The organism is Planctomycetaceae bacterium (assembly GCA_039680605.1).
Classification (GTDB): Bacteria; Planctomycetota; Phycisphaerae; order SM23-33; family SM23-33; genus JAJFUU01.
In genome coordinates this window covers 174,984-191,861 of the sequence record JBDKTA010000009.1, presented here as the reverse complement: position 1 = coordinate 191,861, position 16,878 = coordinate 174,984, and the positions used below count along the sequence as shown (strand labels likewise).

The 16,878-nt window shown below is 64.4% G+C and carries 15 protein-coding genes; 11 read left to right on the top strand and 4 right to left on the bottom strand.

Features of this window, described 5'->3' with window-relative positions; translation table 11 throughout:
• Nucleotides 1-71 precede the first annotated feature (71 nt).
• The 7 genes from ABFD92_03480 to ABFD92_03450 all read left to right on the top strand — a co-directional run bounded on the left by ABFD92_03480 (nt 72) and on the right by ABFD92_03450 (nt 7,868).
• Complete coding sequence (locus ABFD92_03480) at nt 72-1,265, top strand: substrate-binding domain-containing protein (protein ID MEN6503579.1); 1,194 nt, start codon at nt 72-74, stop codon at nt 1,263-1,265.
• Complete coding sequence (locus tag ABFD92_03475; protein ID MEN6503578.1) at nt 1,262-2,119, top strand: hypothetical protein; 858 nt, start codon at nt 1,262-1,264, stop codon at nt 2,117-2,119. Before ABFD92_03480 ends, ABFD92_03475 begins: the two co-directional genes overlap by 4 nt.
• A gap of 71 nt (nt 2,120-2,190) precedes the next feature.
• On the top strand, nt 2,191-3,243 hold the full coding sequence (locus ABFD92_03470) for a uroporphyrinogen decarboxylase family protein (GenBank protein MEN6503577.1): 1,053 nt from the start codon (nt 2,191-2,193) through the stop codon (nt 3,241-3,243).
• A gap of 134 nt (nt 3,244-3,377) precedes the next feature.
• Nucleotides 3,378-4,772, top strand: a complete 1,395-nt coding sequence (locus ABFD92_03465; protein ID MEN6503576.1) for an efflux RND transporter periplasmic adaptor subunit — start codon at nt 3,378-3,380, stop codon at nt 4,770-4,772.
• Nucleotides 4,773-4,801: 29 nt separating this feature from the next.
• On the top strand, nt 4,802-5,503 hold the full coding sequence (locus ABFD92_03460) for an ABC transporter ATP-binding protein (GenBank protein ID MEN6503575.1): 702 nt from the start codon (nt 4,802-4,804) through the stop codon (nt 5,501-5,503).
• Nucleotide 5,504: 1 nt separating this feature from the next.
• Nucleotides 5,505-6,728, top strand: coding sequence for an ABC transporter permease (locus tag ABFD92_03455; GenBank protein ID MEN6503574.1), 1,224 nt, complete (start codon nt 5,505-5,507; stop codon nt 6,726-6,728).
• 90 nt (nt 6,729-6,818) lie between these two features.
• Nucleotides 6,819-7,868, top strand: coding sequence for a phytase (locus tag ABFD92_03450; GenBank protein MEN6503573.1), 1,050 nt, complete (start codon nt 6,819-6,821; stop codon nt 7,866-7,868).
• 12 nt (nt 7,869-7,880) lie between these two features.
• On the opposite strand, the gene ABFD92_03445 is transcribed toward ABFD92_03450, so the two are convergent.
• On the bottom strand, nt 7,881-8,867 hold the full coding sequence (locus ABFD92_03445; protein ID MEN6503572.1) for a hypothetical protein: 987 nt from the start codon (nt 8,865-8,867) through the stop codon (nt 7,881-7,883).
• A 138-nt stretch (nt 8,868-9,005) separates the two neighbouring features.
• Here ABFD92_03445 and ABFD92_03440 point away from each other — a divergent pair, with 138 nt between their 5' ends.
• From ABFD92_03440 to mscL, 3 genes are all read left to right on the top strand, one after another.
• Entirely contained in the window at nt 9,006-9,563 is a 558-nt protein-coding gene (locus ABFD92_03440) for a LemA family protein (GenBank protein MEN6503571.1), read from the top strand.
• A 63-nt stretch (nt 9,564-9,626) separates the two neighbouring features.
• Nucleotides 9,627-10,559, top strand: a complete 933-nt coding sequence (locus ABFD92_03435) for a M48 family metalloprotease (GenBank protein MEN6503570.1) — start codon at nt 9,627-9,629, stop codon at nt 10,557-10,559.
• 124 nt (nt 10,560-10,683) lie between these two features.
• Nucleotides 10,684-11,100, top strand: coding sequence for a large-conductance mechanosensitive channel protein MscL (gene mscL / locus ABFD92_03430; GenBank protein ID MEN6503569.1), 417 nt, complete (start codon nt 10,684-10,686; stop codon nt 11,098-11,100).
• A gap of 80 nt (nt 11,101-11,180) precedes the next feature.
• Here mscL and ABFD92_03425 read toward each other — a convergent pair whose 3' ends face one another.
• Nucleotides 11,181-12,212: a Gfo/Idh/MocA family oxidoreductase gene (locus ABFD92_03425; protein ID MEN6503568.1), complete on the bottom strand. Its 1,032-nt coding sequence runs from the start codon at nt 12,210-12,212 to the stop codon at nt 11,181-11,183.
• 271 nt (nt 12,213-12,483) lie between these two features.
• On the opposite strand from ABFD92_03425, the gene gndA reads away from it, so the two are divergent.
• Nucleotides 12,484-13,917 (top strand): NADP-dependent phosphogluconate dehydrogenase, encoded by a 1,434-nt coding sequence (gene gndA, locus ABFD92_03420; protein MEN6503567.1) that lies wholly within the window; start codon nt 12,484-12,486, stop codon nt 13,915-13,917.
• 172 nt (nt 13,918-14,089) lie between these two features.
• Here the strand turns inward: gndA and ABFD92_03415 are convergent, their stop codons facing one another.
• Together ABFD92_03415 and ABFD92_03410 are read right to left on the bottom strand one after the other, a co-directional pair.
• The gene (locus tag ABFD92_03415; GenBank protein MEN6503566.1) at nt 14,090-15,466 is read right to left on the bottom strand and encodes a sigma-54 dependent transcriptional regulator; all 1,377 of its coding nucleotides are present in this window, start codon (nt 15,464-15,466) and stop codon (nt 14,090-14,092) included.
• A gap of 164 nt (nt 15,467-15,630) precedes the next feature.
• Nucleotides 15,631-16,854, bottom strand: a complete 1,224-nt coding sequence (locus ABFD92_03410) for a lactate racemase domain-containing protein (GenBank protein ID MEN6503565.1) — start codon at nt 16,852-16,854, stop codon at nt 15,631-15,633.
• Nucleotides 16,855-16,878 lie beyond the last annotated feature (24 nt).

The following is a 16,878-nucleotide window of genomic DNA, read 5'->3' as shown; positions in this document are numbered from 1 at the left end:
AGTTTGAACATTTTAATAATAGATTCGACCAGACTTGGCGCGGTCCCGACGCGGAGGTATGATCCTTGATTATGGACACAACATCGAAGGCAGCCCGCCCGCGCAAGGGCCTGCGCATCCTGGCGCTGGACATGAGGGATTCGGTTTTCACCGGCGTGCTGTTCCACGCCCGCACGGCCGGATGGCTCGTCTCGCCCAGCCGGTATTTCAGCGGCGGGCCCGAGCAGATCGCGCAGTGGTGGAGCGCCGACGGCATCCTGATCGGGGGACAGCTTCGCCTTCGGTCGGCCGTCGCCCAGTGGCAGGCCAGTGGAATTCCCATGGTGTCCTGTTCAGGCATTGGCCAGCCGAGCCTTACAAAGCCGACAGTAACGCTGGACTGGCACGAGGCAGGGCGCCTCGCGGGCATGCACCTGATCGAACGCGGTTTCAGGCAACTGGCATATTGCTACATGGCCAAGTCTCCATGGATAGACGGTCAGGTGGCGGGTCTGCGCTGCGCGGCGGCAGCGGGCGGCGGCACGGTGCATGTGCTGGACTGGCAGAGGGAGTATCATACGGGAGGCTCGCCCTACCGCGCGAGCCTGCGGCGATGGCTGGGCGAACGCCTGAAAGCCCTGCCCAAGCCGCTGGGGCTGCTGGTCGATGACGACTGGACAGCACTCGAGGCCGTCGAGGCCTGCCGCGAGCGCGACGTTGCGGTTCCCGACCAGGTGGCGGTGGTGGGCATCGGCAACAACGAGGTCTTCTGCGATAATGCGCCGGTTCCGTTGTCCAGCGTCAATCTGGACTACGAGCGTCTGGGACGCGATGCTGCAGCATTGCTGGACAAGTTGATGCGAGGCCGCCCTGCGCCCAAGAAGCCCATCCTGATTCCGCCTCGCGGCGTCGTTTGCCGGCGCAGCAGCGATATCATGGCCTCGGAGCATCCCGATGTGTCCAAGGCCCTGCGCCACATGTGGCGACACTACCGCGACGTGAATCTGGACGTGCCGTCAATCGTGTCTGTCACGGCGATGTCCAAGACGGGGCTGAACCTGGCGTTTCGCAAGTACATGAACCGGTCGATTGGGCGGCTGCTGCTGGAGATACGACTCAAATGTGCGCAGAAACTGATGGCCACGACGAATCTCAAGATGCGCCAGATTGCCCAAGAGTGCGGGTTCCGGGAGTTCAACACGTTGCGGTCGGTGCTCATTCGCGAAACGGGCATGGGCCCGCGCGCGTGGCGGCAGAAGAACTCCTTTGCGCCCGAGGCGGGATGAACTTCCATAGCGACCGCATCAATGCCACCGCCTGGGCGGCAATGCTGCTGGCGACCTTGACAGCCGTGCTGGCGACAGATCGAGCTCATGATGCCGCGGCGGCCTCGCCGGCGACGGCGCCGGCGGCAGCGACCCTCAAGAGCAACCAGGCTTCGAAACGAAACCAGGGCAGCGCCGCTGTACTCAGGGGCAGGGTGTGCATCTACAACATCTTCGTCTCCGACGCGGAATCGGCTTGGTCCAAGGACAAGGAGAACCAGGTCAGCCGGCGGATGGCGGAGGCCCTGGAATTTCTCGGCGACCATGCCGCCGACTACAAGGTGAGCGTCGAGTTCGTCCAGGTCAGCGTCAAGGCCGACAGCAAGACCCTCGTGCCGACGGACATGTTCCAGCGGCGGGGCTGGCTTGCCCAGGCCATCAAGACCGCCGCCGGCATGGACCCCAACGACCTGGTTCTGTCGCTCAAGAAGCAGCACCGCGCCGAGCAGGTGGCCGTGGTCGTCCATGTCAACAAGAGCGGCACGTCGTACAATCTGTCCTGGTCGGGCCTGGTTCAGCCGCCGCACGCCTGCGAGGAAGCGGTGATGTTCGATCGCTACCCGTCGAAAGAGCCCACCGCCGCCGCCAGCTACGCTCACGAGATCCTGCATCTTTTCGGCGCGGGTGAATTGTACTTCCCATTCGACCAGGACGACGTTCGCAAGAAGGCGGCCGCCAAGCTGTGGCCGACGGATATCATGCGGATGGTCGGCTATGAGATCAAGAAGCTGACCCTGGGCGAGTTCACCGCCTACCGCATCGGCTGGATGGAGACGCTCAAACCCGAGCACCGCACGTTCGAGGATGAGGGGTAGGCTGCGGTATTGCATTGCGGACGCTCGCGGGGGATGATTCCTTGACACCTTGACACAAACTGGAGCATGCAATGTCCTATGTTGACGGCTGGGCGGCTTTGAATCTTCAGATGCCCGATCGCATCCCGCGAACCGAGGCCAGCGTCGATTATCCGGTGCAGTCGGCTGTCAGCGGGATCAAGATCACGCCCGAAAGCCCCGGCGAGGATTACCTCGAATGCACCAAGCGGTTCGTACGCCAGTGGGACTACGGCATGCTGTTCGGCTGCGCCATCGGGTACAACGTGCTGGAGAAGAAGCATTCATCGATGGGCCACGCGGTGTACGTCGAGGGCGGGCGAGACTTCGACGCCAACATCTATGAGGCCTTCACCGACGTCGACGAGGCCCTGGCGTTCGATCCGTGGGAAACCTACGGCCCGGCCGATCACGCCGCGACCGTCAAGCTCTTCGACGACCAGTACGCAAACAACTGCGCCGCCTTTCCCGACACGGTGAACATGACCGGCGTGTACACGACGCAGATGTCGGGCATGATCGCGATCTTCGGGTGGGACATGTTGCTGACGATGGCGGGGGTGAACCCCAAGGGCTTCGGCGATCTGGTCAACCGCTACGCCTCGTGGATGCAGCAGTACTACAACGCCCTGGCCGAGTCGAAGACGCAGGTGGTCTACAGCCACGACGACCTGGTCTGGACGGCCGGGCCGTTCATCCATCCGGACTGGTACCGTGCGTACATCTTCCCCAACCTCAAGAAGCTCTGGGCTCCGCTGGTCGAGGCGGGCAAGAAGGTCATCTTCTTCTGCGACGGCAACTACACGCCGTTTATCGAGGACGTCGCCGCCTGCGGCAACGCGGCGTTCTGGTTCGAGTGCTTTACGGACCTGGCGGCCGTGGTCGAGCGGTTCGGGCGCACGCACGCGATCATCGGCAATGTCGACACGCGCGTGCTGACGTTTGGCACGCGCAAGGCCATCCGCAGCGAGGTCGAGCGCTGCGTCGCCCTGGGTCGCGATTGCCCGGGATACTTCATGTGCTGCAGCGGGCACATTCCCGCCAATGTGCCCATCGACAATGCGTTGTACTATAACGAGGTGTTCGAGGAACTCCGCCGCCGGTAAAAAGTTGGGACGCTTACGACTTATCGTCGTGGAAAGTGGTAAGCGTCCCAACTTATTGCGTGTAACCTGGCGCGGCGGGGCGGCACTTACTTGATGTTCCTGGCAGACTTGTAACCGTTGAGGCGGGCCTGAATATGAAATGGGTCATCATCATTGTTGTGCTGGCGGCCATCGCGGCGGGCATCTGGTGGGCGGTGGCACATGCGGCCCCAGCGGCTGTGGCGTCCGAGCAGCCCGCAACGACAGCCAAGGTCACCCGCGGCGATCTGAATCTTGAGGTTCAGGCCAACGGCACCGTCGAGAGCAATCTCGACGTCGAGATCAAGGTCAAGGCCAGCGGCGAGATCACCACGCTGCCCTACGACGTCAGCGACCGCGTGCCCAAGTACATTGCCGGCCATAATGAAGACAAGGCCCTGCTGGTGGCGCTGGATCCGATCAACGAGCAGCGCGCCGTCCAGCGCACGCAGGCCCAGTATGACGCCGCCAACGCCAAACTCGAACAGGCCAAGCACAGCCTGATGGTGGCGCGGCAGGACTTGCTGGTCGCCCGCAGCAAAGCCGCCGCCGACGTCGCTTCGGCCAAAGCCAAGTCCGACCTGGCCAAAGCCAGCCTCGCCCGCACGCGGCAGATGTTCGAAAACAAGGTCAGCACCCGCAACGAACTGGAGACCGAAGTCTCCAGCGCGGCGGTGGCCGAGGCGGCGCTGCAGGTCGCCCTGGCGCAGCAGGAAGCCGTCAAGAGCATGGAACTGGCCGTCAACCTCCGCCAGGCCGACGTGGACCTGGCCCAGGCGAACCTGGCCAGCGCCAAGGTCGATCTGGCCGACACGCAGCAGCGCCTGGCGGACACCCGGATCTACTCGCCCATCGATGGGGTCGTGACGTCGCGGACGGTGCAGGTCGGGCAGATCGTCGCCAGCGGCATCCAGAACGTCGGCGGCGGCACGACGCTGATGACCGTCAGCGACCTGTCGCGCCTCTTCGTCGTCGCGGCGGTCGACGAGAGCGACATCGGGCGCCTGGTCGAGAGCGGCCGCCTCGGACACGAAGTGACCATCACGGCCGACGCCTATCCGGGCAAGCGGTTCACCGGCAAGGTGGTGCAGATCACGCCCCGCGGGGCCAGCGAGTCCAACGTCGTGACGTTCCCGGTGAAGATCGAGGTCCTCGGCGAGGGCAAGGACCGCCTGCGCCCCAAGATGAGCGCCAACGTGACCATCCTGGCCAACCGAAGGAGCGACACGCTGCTGATCCCCAACGCAGCCCTCCAGTACGATCGCGAGCAGACATTTGTCGAAGTGATGACGGCGGGCAAGGCCGTCCGCCGCGACGTCACGCTCGGGCTCAACGACGGCATCTGGTCGGAGGTGCTCAGCGGTCTGAAGGAAGGCGAAGAAGTCGCCGCCCGCAGCGGCGTGAACACGCGCTGGAGCAACGACGGCCGCTCGGCGACCAGCCGCCCCGCGACGCGGAGCAATCCGACAGGAGTGGCTCGCCGCATGACTCGTGCGGCGACAGCAAAATAGACGTAACGAACTCTGCCGGCGAGGGCAAGATGCCCTCGCAACGCGCGGGCGAGACGCCCGCGACACGAATTATGATCCGCCTGGAAGACATTACCAAGACCTACCGGATGGACTCGCAGGAGATCCGGGCCCTGCGGGGCGTCTCGCTGGAGATTCGCACCGGCGAGATGGCCGCCATCGTCGGGTCCTCCGGCAGCGGCAAGAGCACGCTGATGCACATCCTGGGCTGCCTAGACAGCCCCGACAGCGGCAGCTATTTCCTGGCCGACCAGAACGTCGCGGGTCTGTCGAAGGACCGCCTGGCAGAGGTGCGCAACCGCCAGATCGGGTTTGTGTTCCAGAGTTTCAACCTCCTGCCGCGGCTGACCGCCCTGGAGAACGTCGAGCTGCCGCTGCTGTACCAGCATGCCTCGCGCTCGACGCGGAAGCGCGCCCAGACCATGCTCGAGCGGCTTGGCCTGGGCGACCGGATGGGGCATCGGCCCAGCCAGCTCAGCGGCGGGCAGAACCAGCGCGTGGCCATCGCCCGGGCGCTGGTGACCGACCCGGCGATCTTGCTCGCCGACGAGCCGACCGGAAATCTCGACTCGGCGACCAGCCACGACATCATGGACCTGATGACGCGGCTGAACACCGAAGAAGGGCGCACCGTCCTGATCGTCACGCACGAATCGGACGTGGCGGAGTACTGCCCGCGCAAGATTCACCTGCGCGACGGGCAGATGGTGTGACATGCTGCTGACGACGCTGAAAATCTCGTTGAACTCGCTGGCGATGAACAAGCTCCGCACCGCCTTGACGATGCTGGGGGTGATCATCGGCGTCGGGGCGGTCATCGCCATGCTCAGCCTGGGCAGCGCCTTTTCCAACAAGATCAGCGGGCAGATCAGCGCCCTGGGGACGAACCTGCTGTTCGTCAGGCCCGGCCAGCGCGGCGGGCCCGGGATGGGCGCCCGCAGCAGCGTTCAGACGCTCACCCCCGAAGACGCCGAGGCCATTCTCTCCCTTCCGGGCGTCAAGGCGGTCAGCCCCGCCTCGCTCAACAGCGGGCAGGTGAAGTCCGGAAATCGAAACTCCAATACCGCGGGCATCACCGGCGTGGCGCCGTCGATGTTCTCCATCCAGAACTACACCCTCCAGGGCGGACGCGTCTTCAGCGACATGGAGGTCGCGCGCGGCGCCCGCGTGGCCGTCATCGGCCCCGTTACCGCCACGGAGATCTTCGGAAGCCAGGACCCCGTCGGCCGCACGATCAAGATTCGCGACATCGGGTTCCAGGTCATCGGCGTGACGCGCCCCAAGGGCTCCCAGGGGCGCATGAATCCCGACGACCAGGTTTTCATCCCGTACACGACGGCGATGAAGCAACTGCCCCCCGCCCGCACGTTCGTGCAGTACATCGCCGTCGAGGCCCAGACCAAGGAACAGCTCGCGCCGGTGATGGAAGAGATCGGCAAGCTCCTGCGCCAGCGCCACCGTCTGCGCCCCGACGCCAAAGACGACTTCAACGTCGAGAACATCACCGAGTTCCTCGAAACGTTCAAGACCGTCAGCGTGGTCCTGACGGTGTTCCTGGGCACGGTGGCGGGCATCAGCCTCATCGTCGGCGGCATCGGCATCATGAACATCATGCTCGCTACCGTCGCCGAGCGCACGCGCGAGATCGGCATCCGCAAGGCCCTGGGCGCCAAGGACTGGGACATCATGCTCCAGTTCCTCGTCGAGGCGCTGGTGCTGACCCTCGGCGGCGGGCTGGCGGGCCTGCTGCTGGGCTGGGGGCTGATGGCCGGAATCGCAGCAGCGGTCGAATCGTTCGTCGCCCTCGACGCCAGACTGCAGTGGTGGGTGGTGGTGCTGTCGATCGCCGTCGCGACGGCCGTCGGGCTCGTCAGCGGCCTCTACCCCGCCTACCGCGCCAGCCGGCTCGATCCGGTGACCGCTCTCCGCTATGAATAGTGGCGGCCAAACGCGTGCGGGCGGGATTTTGAAGTTCCGCGGCCGTCACGTGCCGCGCTGTGGGTTAAACCCTCTCAGAAGGAGTCATCCATGACCGCCAGACGCGTAATCACCGGTTCGTTGTTGATCGCCATTATGTCCCTTGCGCTGATGGCCCAGAGTCCGCCGCCGGCCCCAGTCACGCAGCCCGCCGCGGCCAGCGGGCCGGTCAAGCCGCTGATGACGCTCAAGGGCGACGGCGTGTTCGACCAGGACGACATGTGCTTCTGGCGCGACGCGAAAGACGCGAGCAAGAGCCTGATCATCACATCCGACAAGTACGCCAATAAGGTGTTCGTGTACGACATGGAGGGCAAGCTCCTGCAGTCGATCGACGCGCCGTTCCCGGGCAATATCGACTCGCGGACAGGTTTCCCCCTGGGGGGCCAGAAGGTCGATATCATCGTACACAATCAGCGGCAGAACAAAAACTTCAAGCTGCGCGTCTATAAGGTCGACCCGGACAAACGCCAGCTCGTCCGCATCGACGACGAAAACATCAACACCGGCGACAACTACGGCGGCACGCTCTATCACAGCCGCAAGAGCGGCAAGTTCTACTTCTTCACCACCTCCAAAAAGAGCACTGTCGAGCAGCACGAGCTCTTCGATGACGGCAAGGGCAAGGTCACGCATAAGCACGTGCGCAACCTGCGGGCGGGCTTTGCCGAAGGCGCCGTGGCCGACGACGCCAACGGCACGCTCTTCGTCGCCAACGAACGCCAGGGCATCTTCTACTATGACGCCGAGCCCGACGGCGCCAAGGATATCAAGGTGGCCGCCAAGACCGGCGTCAACGGTCTCAAGCCGGATGTCGAAGGTTTGACGATATACCCCACCAGCGAGACCGAGGGTTATCTCATCGCCTCCAGCCAGGGCAGCAACACGTTCAACGTGTTCGACCGCAAGCCGCCGTACGCGTACGTGGGCACATTTTCCGTCGCCGGCGTGACAGAGACCGACGGGATCGACTGCATCGCCGGCGACATGGGCCCGCGGTTCCCCAAGGGCATCTTCATCTGTCATACCGGACGCGATCGGAAGATCTGCCCCAACGTCCTGGCATCGTGGGCTGACGTGCTCAAAGCGCTGGGCAAGTAACTTGTGGTTCGACTATCTGTGATCCGCACTCTTTGAATTGGGTTGTCCCTTCCCGGCGGGGCGGGTGGTCGGGCTGGCGACGCCCTCGGGGCGCTCGCCCGGCACGAGGCGGTTCTTCTGCGTCACGCCCGTCAGATGACCGGCGCCGTCGAAGGTCAAGGTCGCTTCAAGGAAGCCCGAGTCGCCCCCTCCCTCGCTCTGAGCCACTGCGGCCGTCCGCGCGCTTGCCTGATATCCGCCGCCGGGCATGACGATGGCCGCAGCGTCGTCCACCGGATTGCTGAAGCGGTAGTATCCGTCGTTGGCCAGCACCGACGCCAGAACGGCCCATGCCGCGGCTGTCAGCCTGGCCGAAGCCATGTCGCGCACGGGCATCATGGCGCGGCCGAAGAACCGCTGCAGCGTCAACGGGCGGGCGATGCGCCAGACGCGGGCCTTTTCGTCCACCACGAAGATATTCTGCGACGGCCAGACGCCCTGACCGTACTCGACGCGCGGACCGGGCACGATCATCTGGTAGAAGAGGTACCCCGGGAGCACCTGCTGGAGAACGGGAATCTCCAGGCGCACCACGCGTGCCGGAAGCGTGCGCCCGCCGGGGCGGTCGTCGTCTCGGGCGGCGGCCCATCGGGCGATCGCGGCGATAGGGTCGAACCCCAGCGTGATCTGGGTAGCGGCCATCTTCAGCGCCCGCATCCGCAACTGGGTCAGCAGTTCCACGCGCGGATCGTTGGGTCCGGCGCCCGGTATTTCACCGGCGGCGGCAAGCTGGTCGGGGCTGGCCAGGGCTTGCGCCAGGGCCGAGCTGATCGCACTGCCGCGGCTGGCGAGTTTGCTGGCCGCCGGGTATGGGTCGTCCTTTTCCAAGGTTACCTCTCGCAGCGTATCGCGGATGAACCGCGCGTGATCGTTGGCCGGGGCGGTGGCCGCCTGCTGGGCGTGGGCGGTCGTCGCCGCGGCAAGCAGCAGCGCCACGCCTGTGAAAGATGCGGCGTTCATGAACCCTCTCCTCTCCTGCAATGAGGCTTTGAATTATAGCCGCCGCGGGGCAGTGGGTTGCCAGAGGCCCACCGGCCGCGTAACATAATGGCATGCTGCCGAGAGCTCCCGACGCGGCAGGGAAAGGCAAACATCATGATGGGCCCGTTGCTCATTGTCATTCTGGCGGCGGTGGTGCTTGGGGCGGTCATGCTGATCGGTCTCTACAACAGCCTGGTGCGCAAGCGCATCATGACGCAGGAGGCCTGGAGCCAGATCGACGTCCAGCTCAAGCGCCGTTATGACCTGATCCCCAACCTCGTCGAGACCGTCAAGGGTTACGCCGCCCACGAGAAGAACACGCTCGAGGCCGTCATCGCCGCGCGAAACGCCGCCAGCAGCGCCACCGGCGTGGCGGAAAAGGCCCAGGCCGAGAACATGCTCACCGGCGCCCTGAGGCAGATTTTCGCCCTGTCCGAGGCGTACCCCAACCTCAAAGCCAACGAGAACTTCCAGCACCTGCAGGAAGAACTCAGCCATACCGAGAACAACATCGCCTTCGCCCGCCAGCACTACAATGACTCGACGGCGATCTACAATAGCGCCGTTCAGACGTTCCCGAGCAACATGGTGGCAGGAATGTTCGGTTTCACGATCCGGGAATATTTCGAGCTCGAAGCACCCGCCGAACGTGAAGCACCAAAAGTGAAGTTCTAGTGGCACAGGCTTTCCAGCCCGTGACCGACACAGCCTGGAAAGGCTGTGCCACCGGTGCCGCCCATGCCAGTTGAAACATTCAGAACGTTGATCGCCCGCAATAAGCGCAACAGCGTGGTGCTGATTGGCGTGTTCATGCTGTTCTTCATCGCGGTGGGGTACCTCATCGGCTGGGCCTGGGGCGGGACGGACGCCTTCGGGATCACGGTGGCGTTCGGCGCCGGTCTGATCGCCTTCATCCTGACGCTGATCAGCTTCTATGGCGGCTCGTCGGCGCTGCTGTCGATGAGTTCGGCCCGGGAAATTTCCAAGGGCGACGATCCGCAACTGTTCAACGTCGTCGAAGAACTGAGCCTGGCCGGCGGCGTGCCAATGCCTCGGGTCTATCTCATCGACGACAGCGCCATGAACGCCTTTGCCACCGGCCGTGACCCCGCCCATGCGGCCGTGGCTATCACCACCGGGCTGCGCGAGAAGCTCACGCGAGAGGAACTGCAGGGCGTGCTGGCCCATGAGCTCTCACACGTGCGGAATTACGACATCCGCTACGCGATGCTGATGGCCGTGATGGTCGGCGTGCTGGTGATGCTGTGCGACGTCTTCCTGCGCAGCCTCTGGTACAGCGGGCGCGGGCGGCGGCGCAGCAACAGCCGCGATAGCGGCGGGGGAGGGGCGCAGATCATCCTGCTGATCCTGGCGCTGGTGCTGGCGATTGTGGCGCCCATCCTGGCCAAGATTATCGAGATGGCCCTGTCGCGCCAGCGGGAGTACCTCGCCGACGCCGGAAGCGTCGAACTCACCCGCAATGCCCGCGGATTGCAGAGCGCCCTGGCCAAGCTTTCCGAGGACCCCGAAGTGCTCGAGGTCGCCAACCGCGCCACGGCCCCGCTGTACATCGTGCATCCGATCAAGCACTTCGAGGAACGTTCCGCAAGCGTCTTCGACAGCCACCCGCCCATCGCCGACCGCATCCGCCGCCTGCAAAGCCTGCAGTAGTGGAATGACAGAATGATGGAAGCCAGGTTCCGCGGTGCCATGGCGGCCGTTTTCCAGCTTTGTGACAAGTCTTTTGACAGGCTATAATTCGGCGTCTATTCCCAGAGCAGAGGACAGGTGTCTCATGAAATGGATCGACGAGTTCAAAGCCTTTGCCCTGCGGGGCAATGTTGTGGACATGGCCGTCGGAATCATCATCGGCGTGGCCTTTGGCAAGATCGTCACGTCCCTGGTCAACAACGTCATCATGCCGCCGCTGGGCTGGATCACGGGCGGCTTGGACTTCTCGTCTTACAAGGTCGTCCTCAAGCGAGCGGCGACCGATGCCGCCGGAAAGCCAACCGCCGAAGTGGCGATCAGCTACGGCGTGTTCGTCAATACGGTCGTGGAGTTCATCATCATCGCCCTGGCCGTCTTCGTGATGGTCAAGATGGTCAACCGCCTCTGGCGCAAGCCTCCCGCGCCCGCGCCGGCAGCGCCCCCCGCGACCAAGCAGGAACTGCTCCTGACGGAGATTCGCGACATCCTCAAGACCAAGTAGGGCGTACAGGTTCTCCGCAAAGGCGAGAGCTGGCAGCGTTAGCGGCGGAGCTTGCTCCGCGCGACCGCTCACGGTAGCGGTTACAGTGCCACGCGTCGGCCGGTGCAGCTTGACTCGTACGTTGCCAGCACGATCCGCAACACGTCGCGCCCTTCGGCGGCGGTGGCGATGGGGCCTCGGCGGCCTTGGAGAAACTCGGCCAGCGGGGCCGCCAACGCCGCGATCCGCACGCCCTGGTTATCGCAGCCGGGCACGTCGGAGACGGTCCACTGACCGCTGTCCTGAAGGAACCATTTAAGGCTGATCGCCCCGGCGGGGCGGGGATTATTGGCGCTGGGGCCGTCGCCGAAGTTTTGCACGATCACGCCCTTTTCGCCCACGATCTCGGTGGTGTTCTCGCCGGCCACGCACGTGAACGAGCAGCCGACCTCCGCCAGCGGTCCGCCCGCATAGCGAAAGACGGCGATGCCGTTGTCGTTAGGAACCTTCGGATTGATCAGCGTGGCAAGCTCTGCCGTCACGCTGGCGGGCATGCCCAGCAGCCAGTAGATGAAGTCGATCGCGTGCGAGGAATCGTCTGCCCAGATGTCGCGATTGGCTGCCGGATCGGCGTGCCAGGAGTTCTCGAACCCGCCCCAGGTGTGCGTCGCCAGGCCGTGGCGGCGCCGCACCATGCAGATGCGCCCCAAAACGCCCGAGTCCACCATCGCCTTCATCTTGAGGTTCTCGGCGTCCACGCGCATCTGCCAGGCCAGCGTGAACGCCACGGCGTGGGCGTCCACGGCGGCGACGATGCGGTCGGCCTCATCCAGCGTCAGCGCCATGGGTTTCTGCAGAACGATGCTCTTGCCCGCCGCGGCTGCCAGCTCGACCAGTTCCGCGTGGCGGTTGGTTTCCGCCGCGATGACGACGGCATCGACGTCGCCGCGGGCCAGCAGGTCCTGTGGCGTTCCGCAAATCTTGATGGCAAAGGTCTCGCCCGCGCCCGTCGCCCGCGCCGGGTCGTGGTCCCACCCGGCCGTCACGGTGATGCCCATCTGCGGGTTGTTCTTCCACTGCCCGCAATACGCCCCGACGTGGCCATGCGCAAAGCCCAGAATGCCGACGTTCATGATGGTCGTCTCCAAGTGTTGACGCGGCAGATTATAGAGCGCCATACCACCCGCGGCCACGCTCTTGGATAAAAGCCGCGGCGGAGGCACTAAATGAAGAAGCAATTCGTTGTGTGAATTGCTTCTTCATTTAGGGCCATTTACCGTTGGTTAAGGCAAGTATTCATCAAAGCCACACAACGGCTTTGATGAATACTTGGTGCCTCCGCCGCGGCTTTTCCCCTGCCCGTCACTGAAGGGATATCATTACTGGGGCGGAAAGGGGGCGGCCATGAGCGACGGGCCTTGTCAGGTGGGGGTCGTGGGGCTGGGTTCCATGGGGCACAACTTCGTGCTCAATCTCATCGACCATGATTTTGCCGTGGCGGTGCATGACCGCGACGCCGGGGCCGTCGACGCGCTGCTGGCCAAGGCCGGCGGAAGCGGCCGCATCATGGCGGCGCGCCACGGCGGCGAACTGGCCGACCTGCTGCGAAAGCCCCGCATCATCATGATCTTCGTTCCCCCCGGCGCGGAAGTCGACGCGGTGATCGCCGGCCTGCGGCCGCACCTGGGCAAGGGCGACATCGTCATCGATGGCGGCAACAGCCACTTCCGCGACACCGAGCGGCGGTTCGTCGAGCTGGCCCAGAGCGGGCTTGTGATGCTGGGCGTCGGGTTCTCCGGCGGGGTGCAGGGGGCGCGGTGGGGTCCGTCGATCATGCCCGGCGGGCCCAAGGACGCATACGACCACGTGCGCCCGCTGCTGGAGGCCGTCGCGGCGGATGTGGACGGTCAGCCGTGCGCCGCGTGGATCGGTCCGCGGTCGGCGGGGCATTACGTCAAGATGGTCCACAACGGCATCGAGTACGCCCTGATGCAGTTGATCGCAGAGTGCTATGACGTCCTGAAGCGCGGCCTGGGGTTCGACAACGACCGGCTGGTCGAGACGTTTGAGCAGTGGAACGCCGGCGCGGTCAGCAGCTACCTGGTGGAGACGGCGGCCGAGATCTTCCGCCACCGGGACGATCGCACCGGCGGGCGGTTGATCGACATGATTCTCGACGAGGCCGGGCAAATGGGCACGGGGATGTGGACCTCGCAGAGCACGCTGGAACTTCACGTGCCTGCCCCGTCGATCGACGTGTCTGTCGTCATGCGCGACATGTCGTTCTATCGTCGGCGCGTCGCCGCGGCCGTCTCACGGATCGGCGGACCGCAGCAGCGGTATCGCGGCCGGACCGAGCGCCTGGCCGCAAGCCTGGCCGGCGCGCTGGAGGCGGGCATGATCCTGGTATACGCGCAAGGATTTGCGGCGATGCATGCGGCCTCGACGGCGTTCGAGTACAACCTGGAACTGCCGACGATCGCCCGCATCTGGCGGGGCGGGTGCATCATCCGCTCGGCGATGCTGCGGGAAATCAGCGAGGCTTTCGCCCGCGACATCAACCTGCCGGATCTGCTTGCCGACGAGCAGTTCGCCCAGCGCCTGGAGGGCCTCCAGGGCGACCTGCGACGCATCGTGGCCACCTCGGCTGAACTTGGCATTGCCGCCCCCGCCTTCGGCGCCAGCCTGGCGTACCTGGACAGCCATCGCAGCGACTGGCTGCCAGCCAACCTCATCCAGGCGCAGCGGGATTACTTCGGCGGCCACGGGTACCGCCGCGTGGACGAGGAGGGGATCTTCTACACCGATTGGGTGCAGGATGTTATCGCGAAGCGATGAAGCCGCTTCGCGAAAATCCGAAACTACAAACAACAAACCACAAACAAACAACAGGAAGACAAACAATAAGAAGACAACAAAGACAAAAGGCTGAAAGAGCCTCCACATTGTTTCTTTGGGTTTTGTTCCTTGTTTCGGATTTGTTGTTTGGGATTTCGGATTTTCGCCGAGTTTACTCGGCGATCCCGTATTCCTTGATCTTGCGGTAGAGCGTGCGTTCGCCAATGCCCAGGATTTTGGCAGCCTGCTCGCGGTTGCCCTGGACCATTTTCAGCGTGTTGCGGATGAGTTCCTTTTCCGCCTCTTCGAGGCTGATTCCCGCCAGCGAGCCCAGTTGCGCCGAGCCGGTGTCGCCGCCGCGGCGGTAGATCTCGTCGGGCAGGTCGTCGATGCCCAGGCGGTCGCCCGTGGCCAGCACGACCATGTTCTCGATGACGTTGCGCAACTGCCGCACGTTGCCCGGCCAGGGGTACGCCATCAACAGCCGCCGCGCGTCCGAAGCGACGCCCTTGATCTTCTTGCCGTGCGACTTGTTGGCGCGCTCGATGAAGTGGTCGATCAAGATCGGGATGTCTTCGCGCCGCTGGCGCAGCGGGGGAATCTCGATTGTCGCGCCCTTGATGCGGAAGTACAGGTCGTCGCGAAATTCCTTGGCCGCCACGCGCTGCGCCAGGTCGGAGTTGGTGGCGCTGACGATCCGCACGTTGACGCGGATGGGCTCGTTGGAACCGACGCGGATGACCTCGCCGTTTTCCAGCACGCGCAGCAGCTTGGCCTGCATCGCCGGGGGCATGTCGCCGATCTCGTCCAGGAACAGCGTGCCGCCGTCGGCGTGCTCGAAGCGCCCCTCGCGCTCGCCCTCGGCGCCCGTGTAGGCGCCCTTGACGTGCCCGAACAGCTCATCCTCCAGCAGCGTCTCGCTCAGGCCGGCGCAGTTGATGGCCACGAACCGCTCGTCGTGGCGCGGCGAGTTCTGGTGAATCGCGTGGGCCAGCAGCTCCTTGCCTGTGCCGCTCTCACCCAGCAGCAGCACCGGAAGGTCCGACGGCGCCACGCGAGCCAACATGTTGAGAATGCCCAGGATCTCGCGGGAATTGCCGATGATGTTGTCCAGGGCGAACTTCTCATCGAGCTGCTGGCGAAGATCGGCGATCACGCGCCGCTGGGCGGTGACCTCGGCCGCCCGGGCGACCACCGCCCGAAGATCGTCCAGGTTGACGGGCTTCTCGATGTAGTCGAACGCCCCTTGCTGCAGGGCTGAGCGGCAGGTGTCGACCGAGGAGTGCGCGGTCACCAGGATGACCTTCGAATGCGGCGAGGTGCGGTTGACGGCGTCGAGCACAGCCAGGCCGTCCGGTCCCTCTCCCAGCATCAGGTCCGTTAGAACAATGTCGAACGTGCGGTTGCCCAGCTTGGCGATAGCCGTCGCGCCGTCGTTGGCGACGGTGCAGGTATGCCCCACCCGCTCGAGCCCTTCCTGCATGGCCTCGGCATGGGCTTCCTCATCCTCGACAATCAGGATGTTCGCTTTGGCGTCCAGTTCTCGCATGGCGGGAAGGTAGCCTTTTTACCGGTTAAAGTCAAATTGGGCAGAGACGAAAGCGGGGAAAGAGTTATGTCCACGAATGTCACGAATGACACTAATGGGGAAAAGACCGGGAAGGGGACTGGAATGCCGGAATGCGCCTGTCCCTCCAATATTCCATCACTCCATCATTCCATTATCCCGTTTCTCCCATTCGTGCAATTCGTGACATTCGTGGACGTAACTTCCCCGAACGCTACGACGAGACAGACGTTTCCTGCATCTTTGACGCAGTAGGCAGTATTGCGCGACGCATCGACGCCGGCGGCTTTCAGGGCATCGCCGACGCAGGCGTATCTCGTTGCGCCCAGCAGGGCGGCGTCTTCGTCGGTCAAGCCCGGCGAGACGATCATCAGCCTGACGTTACGATATTTCCTGTCGGTCAGGTATCGCAGGCGAAGGGCCTTGTGGTCGCCAAGCCGATAACCGTCTTTTTCGACGACGGCGCAGGCCTCGTCATAGCTCGCGGCGCGCTTGAGCACGTTGGTGAACTGGTGCTGGCCGATGCCTTTGGGGCAGGGGGCTTCGAGAATCAACGCCCCGCCCTCGCGCAGGGCCCACTCGGTGTTCTTGATGCCCTTGTCGGCCTGGTAGAGGCTGACGCCCAGGGGCCCTTCGACCTGGGCGACGATGGCGTCGGCGAGTTTGGGCGCCTGGCAACAGAAAGCATTCATGGCGGCGGGGGCGGCCAGCGGCAGCGCCTCCAGGGGCGAGCCGGTCTGGGCGTCGGCGATGGTGCGGCCGACCTGCACGAGGTTGATTGCCTGCACCGGCCTCAGTTCAGTCAGGGCCGCGAGCATGCCGGCGATGCCTTCGTGGACGGGATTGTCGTCGATGCGGCAGGGGCGGCAGCGTGGGCTGACCGCGTGGCGGTGATTGGCGGTGATGTCCTCAACGGCGGCACAGCCGATGGTGGCGGTCTTGTGTGCGCCGGTAAACCCGGCGAAGTAGTGGGGCTCGACGCTTCCGACAGCCAGCAGCGGCCTCTCGTCGAGCAGCCAGGGATGAACGCGCCATGCTCCGGCGACGGGCCGCAGCGAGGCGCTGCCCCCGTCGTGCCACTGCACCTGCTCCACTGAAAGTCCGTCCAGAAGCGATCGCTCAAAAGCAGCCTGGTCTGAAACTGGAAACTTGTGCGAACCGGTTGCCACGAGGATCCGGATTCGGGCTGGATCGACGTGTTCTGGCAGGGCGCGCAGGATCGCGCCGCTGTCGGTGGCGCGCTGGGGGTCGTTGACCAGCAGCGTCAGGGCGCCGACCTTGCCCAGAGCGGCGACTGCCCGCGCGACGACAGCGGGGATATCCACATCAGTGGTTTTCGAAGCGGCAGGTTGAAACACTTTCGTGAACATTTTCACTCGTACGCTCGGGGACAC